This is a genomic window from Cellvibrio sp. UBA7671 (genome assembly GCA_002483145.1).
Classification (GTDB): domain Bacteria; phylum Pseudomonadota; class Gammaproteobacteria; order Pseudomonadales; family Cellvibrionaceae; genus Cellvibrio; species Cellvibrio fibrivorans.
In genome coordinates, this window is record DLHJ01000002.1 from 126,468 (window position 1) to 143,820 (window position 17,353).

General features: G+C 45.9%; 14 protein-coding genes. 3 read left to right on the plus strand and 11 right to left on the minus strand.

The genetic code is table 11. From position 1 onward, the window contains the following. Positions 1-72 precede the first annotated feature (72 nt). On the plus strand, positions 73-1,062 hold the full coding sequence (locus B4E62_RS01065) for a glycosyltransferase family 2 protein (RefSeq protein WP_331350725.1): 990 nt from the start codon (positions 73-75) through the stop codon (positions 1,060-1,062). Positions 1,063-1,128: 66 nt separating this feature from the next. Here B4E62_RS01065 and B4E62_RS01070 read toward each other — a convergent pair whose 3' ends face one another. The 3 genes from B4E62_RS01070 to B4E62_RS01080 form a co-directional block, all read right to left on the minus strand. Then, positions 1,129-2,307, minus strand: coding sequence for an acyltransferase (locus tag B4E62_RS01070; RefSeq protein ID WP_331350726.1), 1,179 nt, complete (start codon positions 2,305-2,307; stop codon positions 1,129-1,131). An 81-nt stretch (positions 2,308-2,388) separates the two neighbouring features. Beyond that, on the minus strand, positions 2,389-2,754 hold the full coding sequence (locus tag B4E62_RS01075) for a DUF2956 family protein (RefSeq protein WP_331350727.1): 366 nt from the start codon (positions 2,752-2,754) through the stop codon (positions 2,389-2,391). Positions 2,755-2,789: 35 nt separating this feature from the next. Next, positions 2,790-3,263 carry an acyl-CoA thioesterase gene (locus B4E62_RS01080; protein ID WP_310071799.1) on the minus strand — a complete coding sequence of 158 codons (474 nt, stop codon included), beginning with the start codon at positions 3,261-3,263 and terminating at the stop codon, positions 2,790-2,792. Positions 3,264-3,515: 252 nt separating this feature from the next. Between B4E62_RS01080 and B4E62_RS01085 the strand changes: the two genes are divergently transcribed. Both B4E62_RS01085 and B4E62_RS01090 read left to right on the plus strand, forming a co-directional pair. Beyond that, on the plus strand, positions 3,516-5,030 hold the full coding sequence (locus B4E62_RS01085; RefSeq protein WP_331350728.1) for a mannan-binding lectin: 1,515 nt from the start codon (positions 3,516-3,518) through the stop codon (positions 5,028-5,030). Between the two features lie 618 nt (positions 5,031-5,648). Continuing rightward, positions 5,649-8,363: a TonB-dependent receptor gene (locus B4E62_RS01090; protein WP_331350729.1), complete on the plus strand. Its 2,715-nt coding sequence runs from the start codon at positions 5,649-5,651 to the stop codon at positions 8,361-8,363. Between the two features lie 88 nt (positions 8,364-8,451). On the opposite strand, the gene B4E62_RS01095 is transcribed toward B4E62_RS01090, so the two are convergent. The 8 genes from B4E62_RS01095 to tmpT all read right to left on the minus strand — a co-directional run bounded on the left by B4E62_RS01095 (position 8,452) and on the right by tmpT (position 17,353). After that, positions 8,452-10,095, minus strand: a complete 1,644-nt coding sequence (locus tag B4E62_RS01095) for a family 43 glycosylhydrolase (protein ID WP_331350730.1) — start codon at positions 10,093-10,095, stop codon at positions 8,452-8,454. A 416-nt stretch (positions 10,096-10,511) separates the two neighbouring features. Continuing rightward, positions 10,512-12,071: a pectate lyase gene (locus tag B4E62_RS01100; RefSeq protein ID WP_331350731.1), complete on the minus strand. Its 1,560-nt coding sequence runs from the start codon at positions 12,069-12,071 to the stop codon at positions 10,512-10,514. Positions 12,072-12,398: 327 nt separating this feature from the next. Then, positions 12,399-13,043 carry a sulfotransferase gene (locus B4E62_RS01105; protein ID WP_310071811.1) on the minus strand — a complete coding sequence of 215 codons (645 nt, stop codon included), beginning with the start codon at positions 13,041-13,043 and terminating at the stop codon, positions 12,399-12,401. Positions 13,044-13,062: 19 nt separating this feature from the next. Then, complete coding sequence (locus B4E62_RS01110) at positions 13,063-13,587, minus strand: lipocalin family protein (protein ID WP_310071813.1); 525 nt, start codon at positions 13,585-13,587, stop codon at positions 13,063-13,065. Positions 13,588-13,721: 134 nt separating this feature from the next. Next, positions 13,722-14,906 carry an immunoglobulin-like domain-containing protein gene (locus B4E62_RS01115; protein ID WP_310071814.1) on the minus strand — a complete coding sequence of 395 codons (1,185 nt, stop codon included), beginning with the start codon at positions 14,904-14,906 and terminating at the stop codon, positions 13,722-13,724. A gap of 160 nt (positions 14,907-15,066) precedes the next feature. Next, positions 15,067-15,462: a hypothetical protein gene (locus B4E62_RS01120; protein WP_310071815.1), complete on the minus strand. Its 396-nt coding sequence runs from the start codon at positions 15,460-15,462 to the stop codon at positions 15,067-15,069. A 48-nt stretch (positions 15,463-15,510) separates the two neighbouring features. Then, a complete protein-coding gene (locus tag B4E62_RS01125) occupies positions 15,511-16,677 on the minus strand; it encodes a hypothetical protein (protein WP_331350732.1) in 1,167 nt (388 codons plus the stop codon). Positions 16,678-16,711: 34 nt separating this feature from the next. After that, the gene (gene tmpT, locus B4E62_RS01130; protein ID WP_310071817.1) at positions 16,712-17,353 is read right to left on the minus strand and encodes a thiopurine S-methyltransferase; all 642 of its coding nucleotides are present in this window, start codon (positions 17,351-17,353) and stop codon (positions 16,712-16,714) included.

Consider the following 17,353-nt stretch of genomic DNA (forward strand, 5'->3'; position numbering starts at 1 on the left):
AAAAAAGGACAATAACAAGAATAGTTAACACTTTTTTGATCTACGAAAATGAAGTGCTAAAGGAATATAACTATGGCGACGCCTTGGTTAAGTGTTTTAATTCCCGTATACAACGTCAAGGATTATCTTGATGATTGTCTTCAATCCATTCTTTCTCAGTGCGATGAGAATATTGAAATCGTCGCTCTCGACGACCAGTCAACCGATGGTTCATTCGAGTATTTACACGCACTTGCAACAAAAACCCCTCATCCTATAAAAATTCTGCAACATGCACATAATCGTGGACTTAGTGCTGCGCGTAATTCGCTCGTGGCTGCGGCGACCGGTGAGTATGTATGGTTTCTGGACTCCGATGATGTAATAGCTGATGGAGCAATTGATCAGCTTAGAGGTATTGTCAATCGTCATTCACCAGATTTGGTTATGTGTGACTATCAGATATGGCGGCCTGGCGTTGGCATCAATTCTCGCAAGCACAAAAAGGAGTCGCAGGTTACTACCTTCGATGGCAATACAAATTGTTTGTTGGAAGATCCTGAAAGCCTGTTTAAAGGGTTGTATAAAAAGGGGAAGTTGCATGCATGGTCAAAAGTATCAAAGCGCAGCTTGTGGTCGCAGGGGCTGCAATTTCCAGAAGGGAAATATTTTGAGGATATGGTGACGACTCCGCGCCTTGCGTTGGACGTGCGCACTTATTACTACTGTCCGCAAGTGTGGGTTCGCTATCGCCAGCGCGAAGGAAGTATTCTTGCGTCATTCTCGGTTAAAAAAGTGGATCACATGATGTCGGGAGTCGATGGTGTGTGGGCGCTATGGTCTAAAAAATTGCCAAAAATGAAAGTCGCTACCCGTTATTTTTTTGTCCGATTTTGTGTACGAAATTACATTTCTGCTGTTAAAGAAAGTCGGCGTATTGGTGAAAATATTACGTTAGATAAAGCTGCCTATAGATCGCGTCTCTACCATAATATTGGCATGGGCAGAAAGGGGTTGGTTAAGTATTACCTGCTTAATGGTGATTTCTTTCGACTAATGAAGGCGTTGAAAGTGCTGCAGTAATGCAGCACTGCTTTTCTGGTTATAGCTGGTAGGGGAGGGATCTCCTGGGGTGCCAATTTTTTGGTTCTACTGACTTGGTTGTAGATTTTTATCTAGCGTTAATTCTGCTCTTGAATTTGATGGGAAATATTTTCCCCTAATATTCATAAAGGGTGTTTCTACAAAAAAGTAGAGCGCCCATCCGCAAACAATACTCACCGCCATAATAATCACCACCCCGAGCCAGCCATTAATATCAATGCCATATTCTGTGAGCGGCGCCTTCAATACCTGAAATATGGGTTTGTGAATTAAATAAATTGCATAAGACCAAAGTGCGATGCTCGCAGCGCCAGGAATTCGCATGCGATGCAATACTGAGTTTGGGCTGAGTGCGGCGAGTACCAAAATGGCAAAGCAGATTGCCAGAAGCGAATAACCCAAAGCGGTTACCGTCAATGTGGTTCCGTAGGCTTCGATGTAGGCGTAGTTTTTAAATACATAAAACATTATTCCTGTACTTATCAATCCAATAGCTAATAAAAGATTCCCTCTGCGCAGTACTGCAGCATAGGTAGCAGGATGGAAATTTTTCAGTAGCGCAATCGCTACCCCGGGTAATAATTCATCAAAGCGGGTAAAGCTGGAGTAATAGATATGCTCCATAAAGGATTGCATGGAAATTGCAGCCTCCTCATGTTTATACCAATTAAATCCCCGTAAAAATATAGCGAGCAACATGGCGGCGGCAATTGCCACCCATGCAAGAGGGATGGATCGTTTGGCATAAGCAATAAGTAAGGCGATAACTGGAAAAATTAAATAAAACTGCTCTTCAATACACAGCGACCAGGAATGAGTGAAGGTTTCACCTGCGCGCAAATCCAGATTTTGGGTAAAGGTGAGAAACGACCAGAGTGGTGCTGTGTCTGTTCCACTCAGTGCAACTGGAAAAATAAAATAGAGCGCAAGCACAAAATAATAATTAGGCAGGGTGCGCAGGAAGCGGCGAATGTAAAACAGTTTGAGGGAAAAATCCTGCCCTTTGGCAAAGGCTGAGAGAATCTGGTTGCCAATCAAATAACCGCTCAATACAAAAAATAAATCGACACCAGTCCAGCCCAGTTGGCTCATAAACCCGAAAATATTTTCCCTGCTTACCACCACTTTGTAGTGATAGATCAGCACGATAAGAATAGCGATAGCGCGAAGGGTATCCAGTCCGTAGAGACGATTATTGTCATGTATATCCATAGGGTGATGCATAGATCTTCCTGATTTCCTCGGGTTATTGTTAAAAATGTATTGTCATAGGTTGAAGTGTGGCTTCATCATCAATTGCTTTATTTAAATAAAAGCCTTTACAGCTCCTACCACCAAAAACAACCCCCACGAGAGCGCAAGTAGCACCCAAGGTAAGTGGGGATTGGTTTGTACAGTTATGTTTACTTCTTTTTCATCTGCTGGTTTTTGTTGCGTTATTTGATTGGATAGTTGTTTCACTTTTTTTACCCGCTTATCCAACTCGCGTGTTTTTTCACTTTGCTGCCGCAAAAACATTTCCATTCCCCGTTGGATACCATTGGCAATCGCTTTGGTCTCAACCGGAGTCTGGCCTTCTGTTTTTATAGTGTTAGCTATTTTTAACGCTTCAGCACGAAGATCGCGCGCGTCTTTTTTCTGTTTGGTTTTTGCTGCTGGGGGCTGTGTCATAACTTGGATCTCAAATGTCGCGGGGTGAACAGTGGTCAAACAAAAATCTGCATTTCTTCGCCAATTTTTTTGCGCATTTCCATCAGTTTTATTGCGGTGGCGTGTTGTTCTTTATCTTCATCGGTTTTCGGTATCCACGTAGGCACTTGGACGGGTTGGCCGGATTCATCCACGGCGACCATGATTACTATGCAATGGGTTGTCAGGCGACGGTTGAGTGATTTGGGGTCGCATGCGTTCACTTCTATTGCAATATGCATGGACGATTTTCCGGTGTAGATAATTTTTGCGCTCACTTCAACCAGGTTGCCTACATGGATGGGCGATACAAAGCGAATTCCGCCTGCATAAACGGTAACGCAGTAGCGGCTGCTCCAACCGGCTGAGCAAGCGTAGGCCGCTAGGTCAATCCATTTCATGACGGCACCACCGTGAACTTTTCCGCCGAAGTTGACATCTTGTGGCTCTGCCAAAAAACGTAGGGTGATATCGCGCTGTGGGCTGCTCATGTTGGTGCCTCTCTGGGTAATCATTGGTCTGGCTGGGAGGATAAATCACTTTGGCGTTTTAATCACTCCATCTTGTGTAATCCCTACTCAACTTGCCCTTGCGTAATAGGCTGTAATAACTCATTCGCAATTCGCCAACTAGGCTGGTTACGTCTAGCGTTATTGACAGGGCGGATCATTCAGGGATTTGCCTTTATCGTTGCTGATACTTTGTATCGGTGTGATTATTTTCTGCTGAAGGATGAGATAGTTATGATGAAGAATAAATTCAATAACAAAACCCGTGTAGCTTTAAGCGTCGCACTCTTGTGTGCAACTGGTTTTGGTGCAGCCAGTTTAATGGCTGCGAATGAAAAAGCAGCAACGTCGTCAGCGGCTGCTGTGCCTTGTGCTGCTGACCCCACTTGGTTTACTGCACCCAGTATGCCCACTGAGGTGAAACAAAGTGCAGGTGTTGGCGATTCAACCTTCTGCGATTTTTACCAGTTCTCCTGGCAAACCTTTGCTTATTTAATGGCGCAATCCAAAACTGATCCTAAAATCCGGAACTTTGAAGACACTAACCAATATCATGAGCTTGAAGTTAATGCCGATGGAGCACCGGCAAATTCTTGCGATGATAAACATGATTCACACACATTTTTCATTCGCACCAGCAAACCAGAAGAGGCGGGCACTGCTTTTGTCATTCCCGAGCGCATCGGCCAAGCTGGAGGTGGAGCGACTATTTATGACCAGAATCGCAATGTGGTCTATTACGATGTGCGCTTTAGTAAAAATATGTGTGATGTTAACGGTATCAAACAGCAACAAAATTTTCCCGGTGGCACCACCGAATTAAAAACTGCATGGAAGGTATTAGGGAAGGGCGATGATGCCAGTCAGTTTATTACCGTTGATGCACAAATCGGTTCGGAAAAAGGCACTACCAAATTGGGGATGATTGGTTTCCACGTAGCGGTAGCAACACCGGATCACCCTGAATTTGTGTGGGCGACCTATGAGCATAAAATCAATGCACCCGATTGCTCTGCGCCCTCCACTAAAACAGGCTGGTCGTTTGCAAGCCAAACCTGCACGGCCGATTTGCAAAGCAAAGATGCACTCGGCATTGTGCAGTGCCGATTTAATAATCCCTCCGCGCAAAAAAAGGTTACTGGCAACCCAACAGAAATTTGCCGTGAATATCCTTACGGTTCTGCTGAAGGTGATCTGAAATATTCGGAAAATGTTAGCGATATTCAATCGGTAAATGCGGGTGTGCAGCCGTATCTAACGGGTAATTTTGCGGTGTTGACGAATTATTTTAATGTGGGTGCACTTTGGGTTAGCGATATTACACAGGATTCGAATATCCCGAATAAAACTGGCTTGGCGCAAATTTCAAATCAACGCGGCTCATTGCGCCTGGCTAATACGGTTGCTGAAACGGAATATCAGGCGGTGAATACGGCCCCGGGCACGCAATTTATATCCAATTGTTTCGGTTGCCATAATTACACCGGTACAGCATCTCCTGCTTCCGGGAAAAATACGACATCAGGCAGCTTGAGCCATATTTTTGATGATATCGCTATAGGTTCCGGCCAGTGTTTGGATGTGCAGGCAGCAAACCTTATTAACAACCAACAGCAGGCGAATGCTAACTGCCCAACCACCTGTGGTAATTCTTCGTCGCAATTACAATGGAATGGCCAGTGGACAAATCAGGATGCAAAATCCGGCCAGCAATTACCTATGACAGTATGTGGTTGTTGTGGAAAATAATTAACACTTTTTTCGATTCACTTGTTAAACAAAAACCGCGCCCCTCAAAAAGGTGCGGTTTTTCGTTTAATGGGTTCCATATTGTTTGGCTGGTCAACTTCACCCCCGAAAGCAGCCCGGTTCCTGCAACAGGGCAATTCAGGCTCCGGCTTGAACCTGGTTTTGATGCTTATCTTATTGGGATGTTTATCCTACTTTTTTATATTTATTGATGTTTAAATTGTTTTTGTCGTTTATCCCGGTTTTTCACCATTTTATATTACAAGTTTAATGTAACCGTTATCAAATTGGTGTAACTGTGCAATGTAAACGTATTCATTGCAAAAAGTGTGTATTAAATACACAAAAATATATTATCCGATAAAAAGACTCAGTGGGTGATTGCAAATATTCCTGGTGAACATAATAATAATTTTAGGCCATCTGTGAGGATGCCTATTCCCCATGCTTGCCACTGCGTTGTGGTGGCTTTTTTAACGAATAGGTTTCTTGTGGTTGTCGGCCATAAAAAAGCACTTATAAAAAATTAGCTCTGCAGCTAAATCCCATCGGCATGTTCGCGTCTCTAATACCAATAAAAACGAATTGAGTTCATCACAATAAAACCTGGGAATAGCCATGAGAAAATTCACTCTTAATCCGCTTGTGTTAGCCATTGCAGCTGCATCGCTGGCACCTGTTGTTCATTCACAAGACAATACTGTTGAAGAAGTTGTAGTGACGGGTAGTTATGCGCAGAGTTTGAAAAATGCGCTTAACGTAAAGCGCGAAGCAACCGGTATCGTCGATTCAGTATTTGCTGAAGACGTAGGTAAATTTCCAGACCAAAACCTGGCTGAATCACTCGGGCGTATTCCAGGTGTTGCAATTGAGCAGGACGATGGAGAAGGTCGTTCTATCACCGTGCGCGGCTTGGGTGATGCCTACACCATGATTACCGTAAACGGTATGCCAGCACAGTCACTTGCAGCGGGTTCAGGTGGTGTGCGCACCAGCCGTGCGTTTGACTTTAACGTATTTGCTTCTGAGCTGTTCAGCCGTTTGGATGTATACAAATCGACTTCCGGTGAATTGGAAGACGGTTCGCTCGGTGCGACTGTGGGTCTGCGTACCGCGCGTCCATTTGATTACGATTCATTTGCAGCCGCCGCAAACGTTGAAGCAGGCTACTACGATGGTTCGGGCAGTGTTAAGCCGCGCTTGTCCGGTTTGCTGAGTTTCAATAACGATGTATTTGGCTTTCTGACGTCAATTGCCTATTCACAAAAAGAAGCGCCTTTAACTGGTGCTGAAACAGGCCGTTGGAACCAACAGTCAGGATCTAACCGTTTTGTTTGTACTACTGCAAATTGCGGTGCAGATGCAAATTTGGTTCGCTCCTCGTGGCATCCACGTATTGCGCGCTACGCCGATAAAACTAACGACCAGGATCGTTTGGGTGTTACTACCAGTTTTCAATGGCAAATTGCTGATGCGACTTTGCTAAGTGTTGATGGTCTCTATTCAAAAATTGATGTGACTCGCGATGAGCCATTTATGGAAGCCATTTCACTTGCGCGTAACGATGCCACCGGTATGCGTCAAATGAGCGTGTTGGATTATCTGGTTGATTCCAATATGACGTTGGTGAAAGCCGAAGTTACCGATGCTGACTTCCGCTCTGAAGCGTTTCGTGCGGATTGGTCTTCTGAATTCACGCAGTTTTCTTTGGACTTGAAACATGAGTTCTCTGACAACTTCCGCATGAATATCTTGGCTGGTCAAACAGAATCTGTATTGGATAACCGCGAAGTGACTGTAATCTACGAACACTTTAGCAGCAACGATACGCGCGACTACGTTACCTATGCCGACCCGAGCGATACCATCAGTTGGGATTACACCAACATGAAATCGCCGGTGCTCAATTACAGTTTCGATACCTCAAACCCTGCTAACTGGGAATTCTCTGAATATCGTGACCGTATTTACGATGCCACATCAGACACTGATATGGCGCGAATCGATTTTGCCTACGATATCGCTGATGGCTACACCGTCAAGTTTGGTGCAACGCAAAAATCATACGGTTATGAAATTACCCAAATGCAAGCCGATAACCCGTTCTCTACTGTTGATGTAGCCAACGGTGGTGCAAAAGATGGTAATGCTTGCGGAATTACGCCAGCGCTCACTGCCGATGATGGTTTTGTTAAAACTGCTGGTGGCCAAACATTCTTCTACCCTGACTTTAACCGTAGAACTGAATTCCTTGATTCAGGCTGCTGGAAGTTCACTGCTGTTGCTAACAACACCCGCCAGGTAGAGGAAGAGGTGTTTGGTTACTTCGCGCAGTTGGATATAGATACCGAATTATTTGGCAACCGTTTGCGCGGTAATGTTGGTGTGCGTGAAGCGGAAACCGATTTGGTTGCAGGTGGCATCACCGTTGTAAATGGCACTGTGATGCCCGTTGTGTCTAAAAATAACTACAGCGATACGCTGCCGTCGTTAAGTTTGGCTTATAACCTGACTGAAGATTTAGTGGTACGCGCTGCGGCAGCCAAAGTCTTGGCGCGCCCTGAATTAACTGATTTGAACCCGGGTGGATCTGTTTCTACTTTTGGTAACTATCAAGTGAGTTACGGCAACCCATTGATTGAACCATTCCGTGCAGACTCTTTTGATTTGGGGTTGGAGTGGTACTACTCGGAAGATGCTTTGGCGGGTGTAACTCTCTTCCAAAAAGATGTTGAATCTTTCCCAACGTCTGAAGTTACTCAAGACGTTCCGTGGTCGCAACTCGGCTTGCCTGACAGCCTGCTCGGTGCTCAAGCTGACAGTCTGCGCAATGAACCTTTTGATGTGAGCCGTAAAGTTAATGGCGGTGGCGGTAATATCCAGGGCGCAGAAATTTCCTGGCAACAACAGCTGTCATTCCTTCCTGGTCCAGATTGGGTACGTGGTTTTGGTATTCAGTCGAACTACACTCTGGTGGATGAGGCAGAGCTCGACAGCGGCTCGCCGATGAGAAACGTATCGAAAGATTCTTACAACTTCACTCTTTATTGGGAAGGTGAGAGATTTCAGGCGCGTATCAGCAACTCTTATCGTGGTGAATACTATTCCAATACTTCCAGCACTACTCCATGGCAGACTCGTGTAGTGGATGATAGTAATTACGTTGGTGTGTCAGCAAGCTATGATGTTACCGACCAGCTGAAGATTACCTTCAAAGGCGTCAACATCACCGATGAGTCCAAGCATGAATACGAGACTGAAGGTGTTGCTCGTTTAGTGTTGGATCACTCAGCCGGCGCAAGTTACTTTGTAGGTGCCAGCTACAAGTTTTAATTAACGTTGTAAGTTGTTAAAAAGGGATGCCAGTTAACTGGCATCCCTTTTTTATTTATTGCTGATCAAGAAATTGAAATGGTTTTATTTACGGCAGTGCGCGATACACCAAATTGCTAAAACGCACTTTACCTTTGCCCGCAGCATAAATTGCTGGACGCAAACTCATAAATCCGTAAGCAACGTTGTGGTTGTAGCCAGTCACGTCCATTTGCACACCGTATTTCACCCAGGTTTTTCCTGCATCAGTACTGGTGTGAATTGTTAAGATATGGCGATTGTTGGTAACGCGGATGCGCAATGTGTTTTGCATATCAGCGGGTTTGGCTGTGGTGCGTTGATCCATGCCGTAGCGATGCAACACCATGCCATTTTTATTAATTCCCACACCGGCATAAAGTTTATCGTTGTAAAACAACAGCGCGCCACCTTGTGCATCCGGGTCGATTTCCATGTCCACTTCAAATTGGTACGCTTGATCACCCGTTAAAAATGTCAGCGGTGATGTGTTACTGGGCGAAGTGCCTTTTGCGGTTAATTCGAGTGCACCATTTTTATAATTCACTCGCTTGTTTTCAGTGACATCGCCGCGGAAAAAACTCCACTGGATGCCAAATTTATTAGTGGAGAAATCATCGGATAACGCCATGCCGTGCGGCACGACTTTACCACCTTTTGGTTTGCGAATCGGTTTACCTACATCAACGCCTTTGGCTTTGAACCAGCCATCTTTGGTCCACTCAATCGGCTCCATCATCGCTTGGCGGCCGAGCGTGTGAAAACCATTTTCGTAAGCGTGATACATCATGTACCAATCAGGTTTCTTGCTAGAGCTGGCGGGTCCCGCTACTAAGGTTGCGTGACCTTTTGACCACCATTTCTCTGCTGCTGATTCAGTGCGGATAATCGGATTGTAAGGTGAATTTTCCCAGGGGCCATGAATCGATTTTGCGCGCGCAGAAACCACCATATGGCCTGTTGGTGGGCCAGCGGTGCCGCCGAGTGCGAGCGTCATGTAAAAGTAGTCCCCGTGCTTCATCATTTTGGGGCCTTCTTGCGCGTAACTTTCTACGTCCCACTCTTCCGGATATTGCCAACCATCGTAGACGTGCTCCATTTCGCCCACAATTTTTAACCCGTCATCACTTAATTGCACGCGGTCACCGTGGGATAAAAACAAATAGCGCTTGCCGTCTTCGCCTACAATATGGCCCGGATCAATTCGGTCATTATTGAGTGCGACAGGCTCAGACCAAGGGCCGCGAATATCATCCGCCCAGATCACGTAAATATTGTTGTTGCCGGGTAATTTTGCGGGGATGTACAAATAAAATCGGCCGTTGTGTTTGGTCAATTCCGGCGCCCAAATACTGCCCACATATTTTGTCAGCGCGGGGCCGATGGGCTGCCAGTTCACCAAATCTTTTGAATGCCAGATGGTCAGGGCAGGGTAGGCCTCAAACGATGAAAACGTCATGTAGTAATCATCGCCATCTTTAAGCACGCTGGGGTCGGGATGATCGCCAGCCATAATCGGATTTAAATAGTTGCCATTGCCGAGATCAGCTTTACGCTGGCCTTCAATGCCCTGTGCCCATTGCTGGCAATGTTTCAAAAACGCGTTGCCTAAATGCGGAGTACATTGATTGTTGGTGCGGCTTTCGCCAGCGTGGCTTCCGGCACTTGCCGCGACCAATAACATACTGAATAACAGTTGATAATTCTTTTTCATAATCGTCTCGCAATCATTTTTATGCGGGTAGTTCTTGAATATAACTGTCTTGCTGATGGTTATATCTACTGAGCTACTTTGGATTGGTTGAGACCGAAAATACATGCCGGATAAAAGATTTTATTATTGATTCGATGCAAACAATTCAGGTTTGCAGGATCGCGCAAAACCGGAAAGCTGTCAGCTCTGATTGAAATTTATTACATATCATTACCTAAGTATCGATGATAGTTCAGCTGGCAAAACGCAAGTGCCGGTGATACGTAAGGGGTGCATATTGATGATGAATAAAGTAAAACGCAGGAAACTGGTCAGGCGAGGGGAGGTACTTAATCGAGCCAGCACATTGCTGTAGATAGTATGTTTGAGCACATGGCATCAGGCAAAACGGCCGGAGCCGTTTTGCCGCCACACAATTAACGCTTATAAGAACACTTGTTAGGATCGCCCAGTGGATCGGAACCAAATGCAGCAACGGTACATGCGATTGAACCCGGTACAGAAACGCGCTTGGTGACCCACTTGCCTTTGCGGCCGAAGGCTACCCAACCATCGCCAGAAGTGACTGAACAGGTACCACCCAAGTCAGCGCATTTGGAGAAACCATCGGGATAATCACCGGTGCCCGTTAACACCGGAGCGCCACTGGCTGAGCTTGCTGGTTTGCTGGATGCGGCAGTTGAGCTTGCTGGCCTGCTGGATGCAGCTACTGAGCTTGCTGGTCTGCTGGAAGCTGCCACTGAACTGGCAGGTTTGCTTGATGCAGCCACGGACGATGCGGCGCCACCACAAGCTGCTGCCGTCAGTTGCGCACCGTTTTTACCAACACCCGCAAATTGCGCAAGCTTATCCTTCACGCACTGTGGCGTTACCGGTGCGTAGCTGTAGGGCAAGCTAATCGGGAAGGTTGCAGTGGTTGTCCAGTTGTTGGCATCGATGGTGCCGCCGCTGGTCCAGGTAATGTTATAGGTGGCAAAGTCACCTGGGTTGGTGATGTTGTTGTTGCGCAGATCCCACTTACCGCAGTTGCTGCTGTCGTAACGGCAGGTAACCGGGTTAACGGAATTTTGGAACCAGTTGCTTTCAATCAATGCATAACCCGCTTGACGCACGTTAATACCGGAACCGGTAATGCCGTCGTACAAGTTGTTATACATGTGCGTCCAACCGCCGCGTTGCAGTGGCAAACGCGCATTTACGTTGCGATAAATATTGTGATGGAAAGTGATCTCACGGCCGCCGGCAATATCAGTGCTGCTTGAACCATCAAGACCGACTTTTTTGCTATCGCGAATAATGTTGTACGACACAGTGATGTTGTGCGAATCTTTTTTAATGTCGATCGCGCTTTCAAACGTCAGGTCGCCATCGGGTGAGCCGTTACATTCGTTATTCACCGCAAACAATTCGTTGTGGTCGATCAACACATTGCTGCCGCTGTCGATACGCAACATATCCGCATCGTTATTTGCGCCGGCCAGTGCGCCGATTTTCATATTGCGCACAATCACGTTGTTCGATTTATTAATCACAATACCAAAGTTGGCCGATGAACCATTTGCTCCGAGGATGGTGACACCCTTGGTGAATTCTTTGATTTCCACAAAGCGGTAAGCATCATTCCAGCGTGGCTTGGGGCAGTTGCCTGCGGCATCAACTGTGTGATCTTTAATGACTTGGTTGATCAACGCATCTTCATTGCCGGTGTAGGTGATGACAACAGGATAAGCACCGCCGGTAACTTTGTTGCCATTGGCATCGAGTTTGGCGTTGGCGATGATAGTGTTGATTTGTTCGTAAGTGGATGCGGTAAAAGACTGAGCGCCTGATACGTTGCCACCATCGGTAGTGGAGAAACCACCGGTTGCCGCTGCATAAGCTGAACTGCCAGCACAGAAAGCGACGGCGGCAGCGATGGTTTTCAAGGTGAAGGTTATATCTCTCTCAAGAGGTTTAGCTGTTTTTATAGTGAACATAATTACAATCTCGTCTTAGTTATTAAAATTAAGGACGGATTGACCGATATGCCATTCTGCAATTTGAGGAATTACATCTTTCCAGAAAACAACGCAGTATTATTGTTATATGTGACTACCCAGTGCGGCTATCGATACCTGCTGTAGATCAGCGCTTGGGGAAGTGCCCGGCACTACCAAGGAGGTGTGACGTGCAGCTATTCTTGCATTTATAGGATTAGAAATACAAATAAAATGCTGGCACTGATTTTGGCTGTTTCAAAAAGTGACAGAGCTGCGCGCACCTGTGCCCTGATGCTACCTGAGTAAACTATTGACGCGGTCTTTCTACTGAATAACTATGTCTTGATAATCAAAAAATTTTCGGTGTTCCTTACCAGCACTGAGCGAATTAACTTTATTGGGATGCTTATATTCCTTCCAGTTGTCTACTAGCTTGCCGATATTTAAATGGGGAAATTCCCCTGTGTCCTCAGTGTTAATACCTAAAAACGCCAGCAGTTTATGTAGGCTTCCGCTGTGGCTTATATCTATTTTTAACAAGTCATTCCTGGTTGAAAAATAGTGGAATACTTCTTGTTGGTGTGCACGATAACAGCGCTCCAAATGCTCTGTATCTAATGAATTGTCTGTCGTTAATGGCGCAAAGGTTTTATTGATACAGCGTTTCAAAACCGGATTGAGATAACCCGATTTTGGTGCTAATTCCGGTAGCATTTTATTCAGTAGCATTTGCATGGAGGGCACCCAATGTTCCAACGCCCTATCCAAATAAACGAATTTTGATTCGGGAAATAATTGATCTAACTCTTTATAGTCTGCAAAACAGGGTGCATCGGAAATAACATCGGCCAACTCAAAGGCACGCTTGGTGTAGGCGGTATGGGCAACCTTAAACCCGTAATCCAGCAGCGCCACACTGATACTGGTAGTGCCGGTGCGGGGTAGGCCGATGATGAAGAGTTTGTTCATAGTGTTGTGGATGCACCGCTTATTGCGGTGTGCCTGAATGATTCACAATAATTAATTTTTCGGTAGCAAAGCCGAGCGACTTTGCCTGTGCAATCAGGCGCTGAAGAAGGGCGGGGTCCATTTGTGGCTGGCGAGCGAGTATCCAGAAATAGTCTTTATCCGGGCCGCTGATCAGCGCGTAATGATAATTTTCTTTATCCAACTCAAATACAACATATGAGCCATAGAACGGCCCGAAGAAGGACACTTTCAAATAACCAATATCCGGCGTATCAACAAAGTAGGCTTTGCCCTCGGCTTCTTTCCACGCTTGGTCTTCCTGCGAGTATCCGCGGTTAATGACTTTCACTCCGCCATCATCACGCAGGGTGTAGTTAGCCGTTACATGACTTAAACCGCGTTCAAAACTGTGGTCAAGGCGAGCTATTTCATACCATGTGCCCAGGTAGCGCGGCAGTTCGAATTGCGCTACGGGTTTAATATTTTCCGGCATGCCGGTGCAACTGGCTAATAGCAGGGTGATACTCAATAAAAAATACTTCATGGCAATGCTCCTGTAAAAATTGAAAATGGGTTTTTCGATTGAATCCCAAGTAAAACCAATTTCAATTTTGGCCTATTGTATTCTGCTTATCGGTGCGCAGTACCACCGATAAGGCTTAACATACAGAGGATTTTTTATTCGTTAGTTTTGTCGAGCGTGAAGCGTAAAAACCAATCGTAAATGGACTCGCTTTGGCGGTCATATTTTAAATCACCTTTGCCGATATAACTGTCGTCCCATATTTGGTTGGCAATAACGTGATCACCATTGCTGACTATAGTGACTTTAGGTGTAGGGCTGGTCAGGCATTGTTGCTTGAGAATGTCGATTGTATAAAACGTGTGGTTTACGGGGACTGTGGAATCTGCATCACCGTGAAATGCCCATATTGGTAGCTGCGTCATGGCTTTGCAAAATTGCGTAATTGCAGTGGGATTCTCGACCGGGCCTCCAGCCGACATAGGGGCAATCGCGGCAAGACGATTGGGATAGAGCAGAGGATAGCGGTAGGTGAAATAGCCGCCCGCACTCATGCCTGTCATATAGATCCGTTGTGGATCCACAGGGTAGGCTGCCAATGCCCATTCAATTAATTGATCAACCTGATGCCACTCATTATCGCCAATGTCCAGACAGCGCTGCGGTTCCAGTACGATAAATGGGCGCGAGTCAGGCCAGCGATTTTCGTCGAATACCCGATAAATATTGGCGCCATATTGCAATGTCAGTAAACGGTTATTAACGGGGGACTGCTGAACAAAATGCTCCCAACCGTGAGCAACAATTAACAGCGGATATTGTTTATGCGGCTCGCTGCCGATATATACAGGTAGATGTTCAAGAAATCCCATAGGCGCACTGGTGCTATCAAAAGGACGCAGGCTGTATTTTTTGGGCGTATTAGTGAATACCCGCACAATGCGATGTTTGGATGCAGCGATCCGGCCAGCGGAATCTTTAACGTCATAGCGAATAAAATAATCTGCTTGTTGATTAGTATTGATTTTATCTAGCCCCGTTGTGCTTATTAGGGATGTTAAATCATTGCCATTTTGGTCTTTCGCGATTGCACCGGCATCCAGGTAAGTGCCTCCCAAGGGAATATCTATCACCCGGTCGCCATTGAGTGTGATCAGCGGTGCATCTGTTGCTACAGCGACTACCGGTTGCAGTATGCACTCGCGTGGTAGTGGCGCGGGAACAGATGAGTTGGAGACTACTGGTGGTCGGTTTTCTGAACTGGAGGATCCTCCACCGCAGCCAATGAGCAAAAAAACAAATGCCAACGCTGCAAAAAAAGTCAAATTATTTTGTATCATTTTATCCACTTGATAATGAGCTATGGCGTTAATTGTGATTTGCTGTGATGTAACGTGTTCTCTGAAAAGCCAAAGCTTGATTAATTTTACTTTTATCTACTGCATTAAAACAAAATAATCCGCCAGGTTTGAGTGCGCGGTGCGCGCTGGCAATGCAATCCTAGTCCCTACACCAACCTTCACCCAGGCGTACTCGCAGGCAATCCGCTTTTTCAGCAAGCCATTTCATTCCGGTATCAGTTCCGTTGCTGGATTGAATTGTTTCAGTGGTTCCATTGCGCTCAAAGGATATTTCGTTGCCTTTATTCATACCTTGAAATTGCTTGGGACCGTCAAGATCTTGAATGGTGATCTTATAGTTTCCATTGTTACCGGAAATTTCAAGAAATGTTCCCTCGGGGCCATTCCACTTACCAACCCATGCATCGGTTGCAACTGGTGTGGCTGCTGTGCTTGAAGCAATGTTGGAAGTGGAGGGGGCTGCTTTATCGTTACATGCGGTTAACAGCAGTAATATCGATGGCAACATGAATGCCTGGATGCTTGATTTTTTCATAAATATATCCGCGTAGAAAAAATAAAAAATATTTTTTGTAAAGTGCGTTTATTCAATCGCCATAAAATACATATCATCCCAATAGGTACTGAACTCACCCTTGCCATCAATCGTTTGGATTGCATCGACTGAGACGCTACGCGAATTAGGTGCTGCTTCTAACAGCGGGACAGACAGTGGCTGCCAACCAGCGATTTTCTGTGGATCAACGTGACGCCCATCGGTGCTATGGCGACCCTGGCAGTTTTCCTCTTCATACCAGCTCACTCTCATTCGTCCACCGCCGGTTTGATTTGAATGTTCATCCGCTTTAAAACTCACGCCCATTTTAAATTGACGTTTGTAGCCGATGTTAACGCACTGTTCAAATACACCCGTGCCCATGGAGCCGTCATCGGACGTTAACGTGATGCGAATGGCTCCCTCAGAGTTGTAACCTTCATCGGTGCTCCATTCGCTGTGATAATGTTTCCAGTGTTCAAGCCCGGTATCAAAGCTGCCATTGCGCAATAAATTCGTATTAGTTGGCACACTCGGTGCTCCATCAAATTGGTTACTGGGGTGTTCCGGTTCTTCCAATTGGGTGATTTGTAAATTGAGATTGTCCCAATAGCCTCTGGCAAGTGTATCGTCGCCAAAGACCCCTAATTTTTCAAGCAACCAATAATAAGCCGATTCCAAAACGCCAAAATCTTTACGCGATAGTTGTTGGTCTTGCGTAATTTCCACTTCAACTGCCTGTGCATTCAATGCGGGGCTCAAGTCGTCAATCAGCAGCGCTTGCCAGCCATTTTTAATTTCAGGTTCAAGATAGGTACCGAATTGCGCGCTGCCAGAGCAGTCAGATTGGTAATGCCAAATTAGATTGGCTCTGTGGCCATAGTTGCTTGCGGGCAACTCATCCGGGTAAAGAAAATTGCCGCTGAATTGCAGCTTTCGTGCATCGCCAATAGGAATGCATTGGCGCGCGTTGCGCGAATGAATATAGCCATCCTTCGGCGCCTCTTGTGCGCGCATTAACAAGGAGGCTGGGGCATTGGCAAAAACGTCCGGGTCTGGTGAGGGCGGAACTGATACCTCTATCTCCGGCTCCAGTCGCCAGCCCTGAGTACCTTGCGCAAAGCTGCCATTGACAATGATATTTTCATGCGGCGATTGCGCGTTGCTTGTAGCGCAGGCGATGAATACCAAACTGGTTAAGGTTTTCTTGAGCATGAGTCGTCCTAGTACAGAAAAAGCTTGAATTGGCTTAAAGTCTGTTATCCAGTAACCAAACATTTTCGAAAGCAGGGCACTGGCCCTTTAATTTTCCTGAGACCTCGACGCTTTCTAATAGCTTGAGTGCGTAGTCGAAACTGTAATGCGCTTTTACCTCATCATCACTGATAGAGAAAGGTGGGCCTGCGAGTTGGCTTTGGTCGTATACAAAACAAATCATCAGCTGTTTGGCGTTATGAGTGATTGTTTTTAAGTGGGATGTGTAATGCGTGCGCATATCAAAGGGCAGGGCAACCAACGCTGCGCGATCATAAATGGCGTCGACCTGGCCGAGTAAGCTTGCAGTGACAGTAAAAATATCACCTACAAAAATATCGATATTGGGCGCTCGATAATGTTGCAGGTTTTCTAGCTGCGTAATCTCGGGTGCTACTCCCAACTCATCAAAAAGCTGTTCGATGGCGATAGGGCTTAACTCTGCTCCCACTACCTGAAAGCCTTGCGCGAGCAGCCAATGAATATCCAAAGTCTTTCCACATAAAGGCAAAAATATCCGGCTACCAGTTGCCAAATCCAGTGCGGGAAAGTGTTTAACTAATAGCGGGTGTGCATCATTGTTGTGAAAACCAATATCGCTTTCTTGCCATTTCTTATGCCAGAAGTCGTGTTGCAT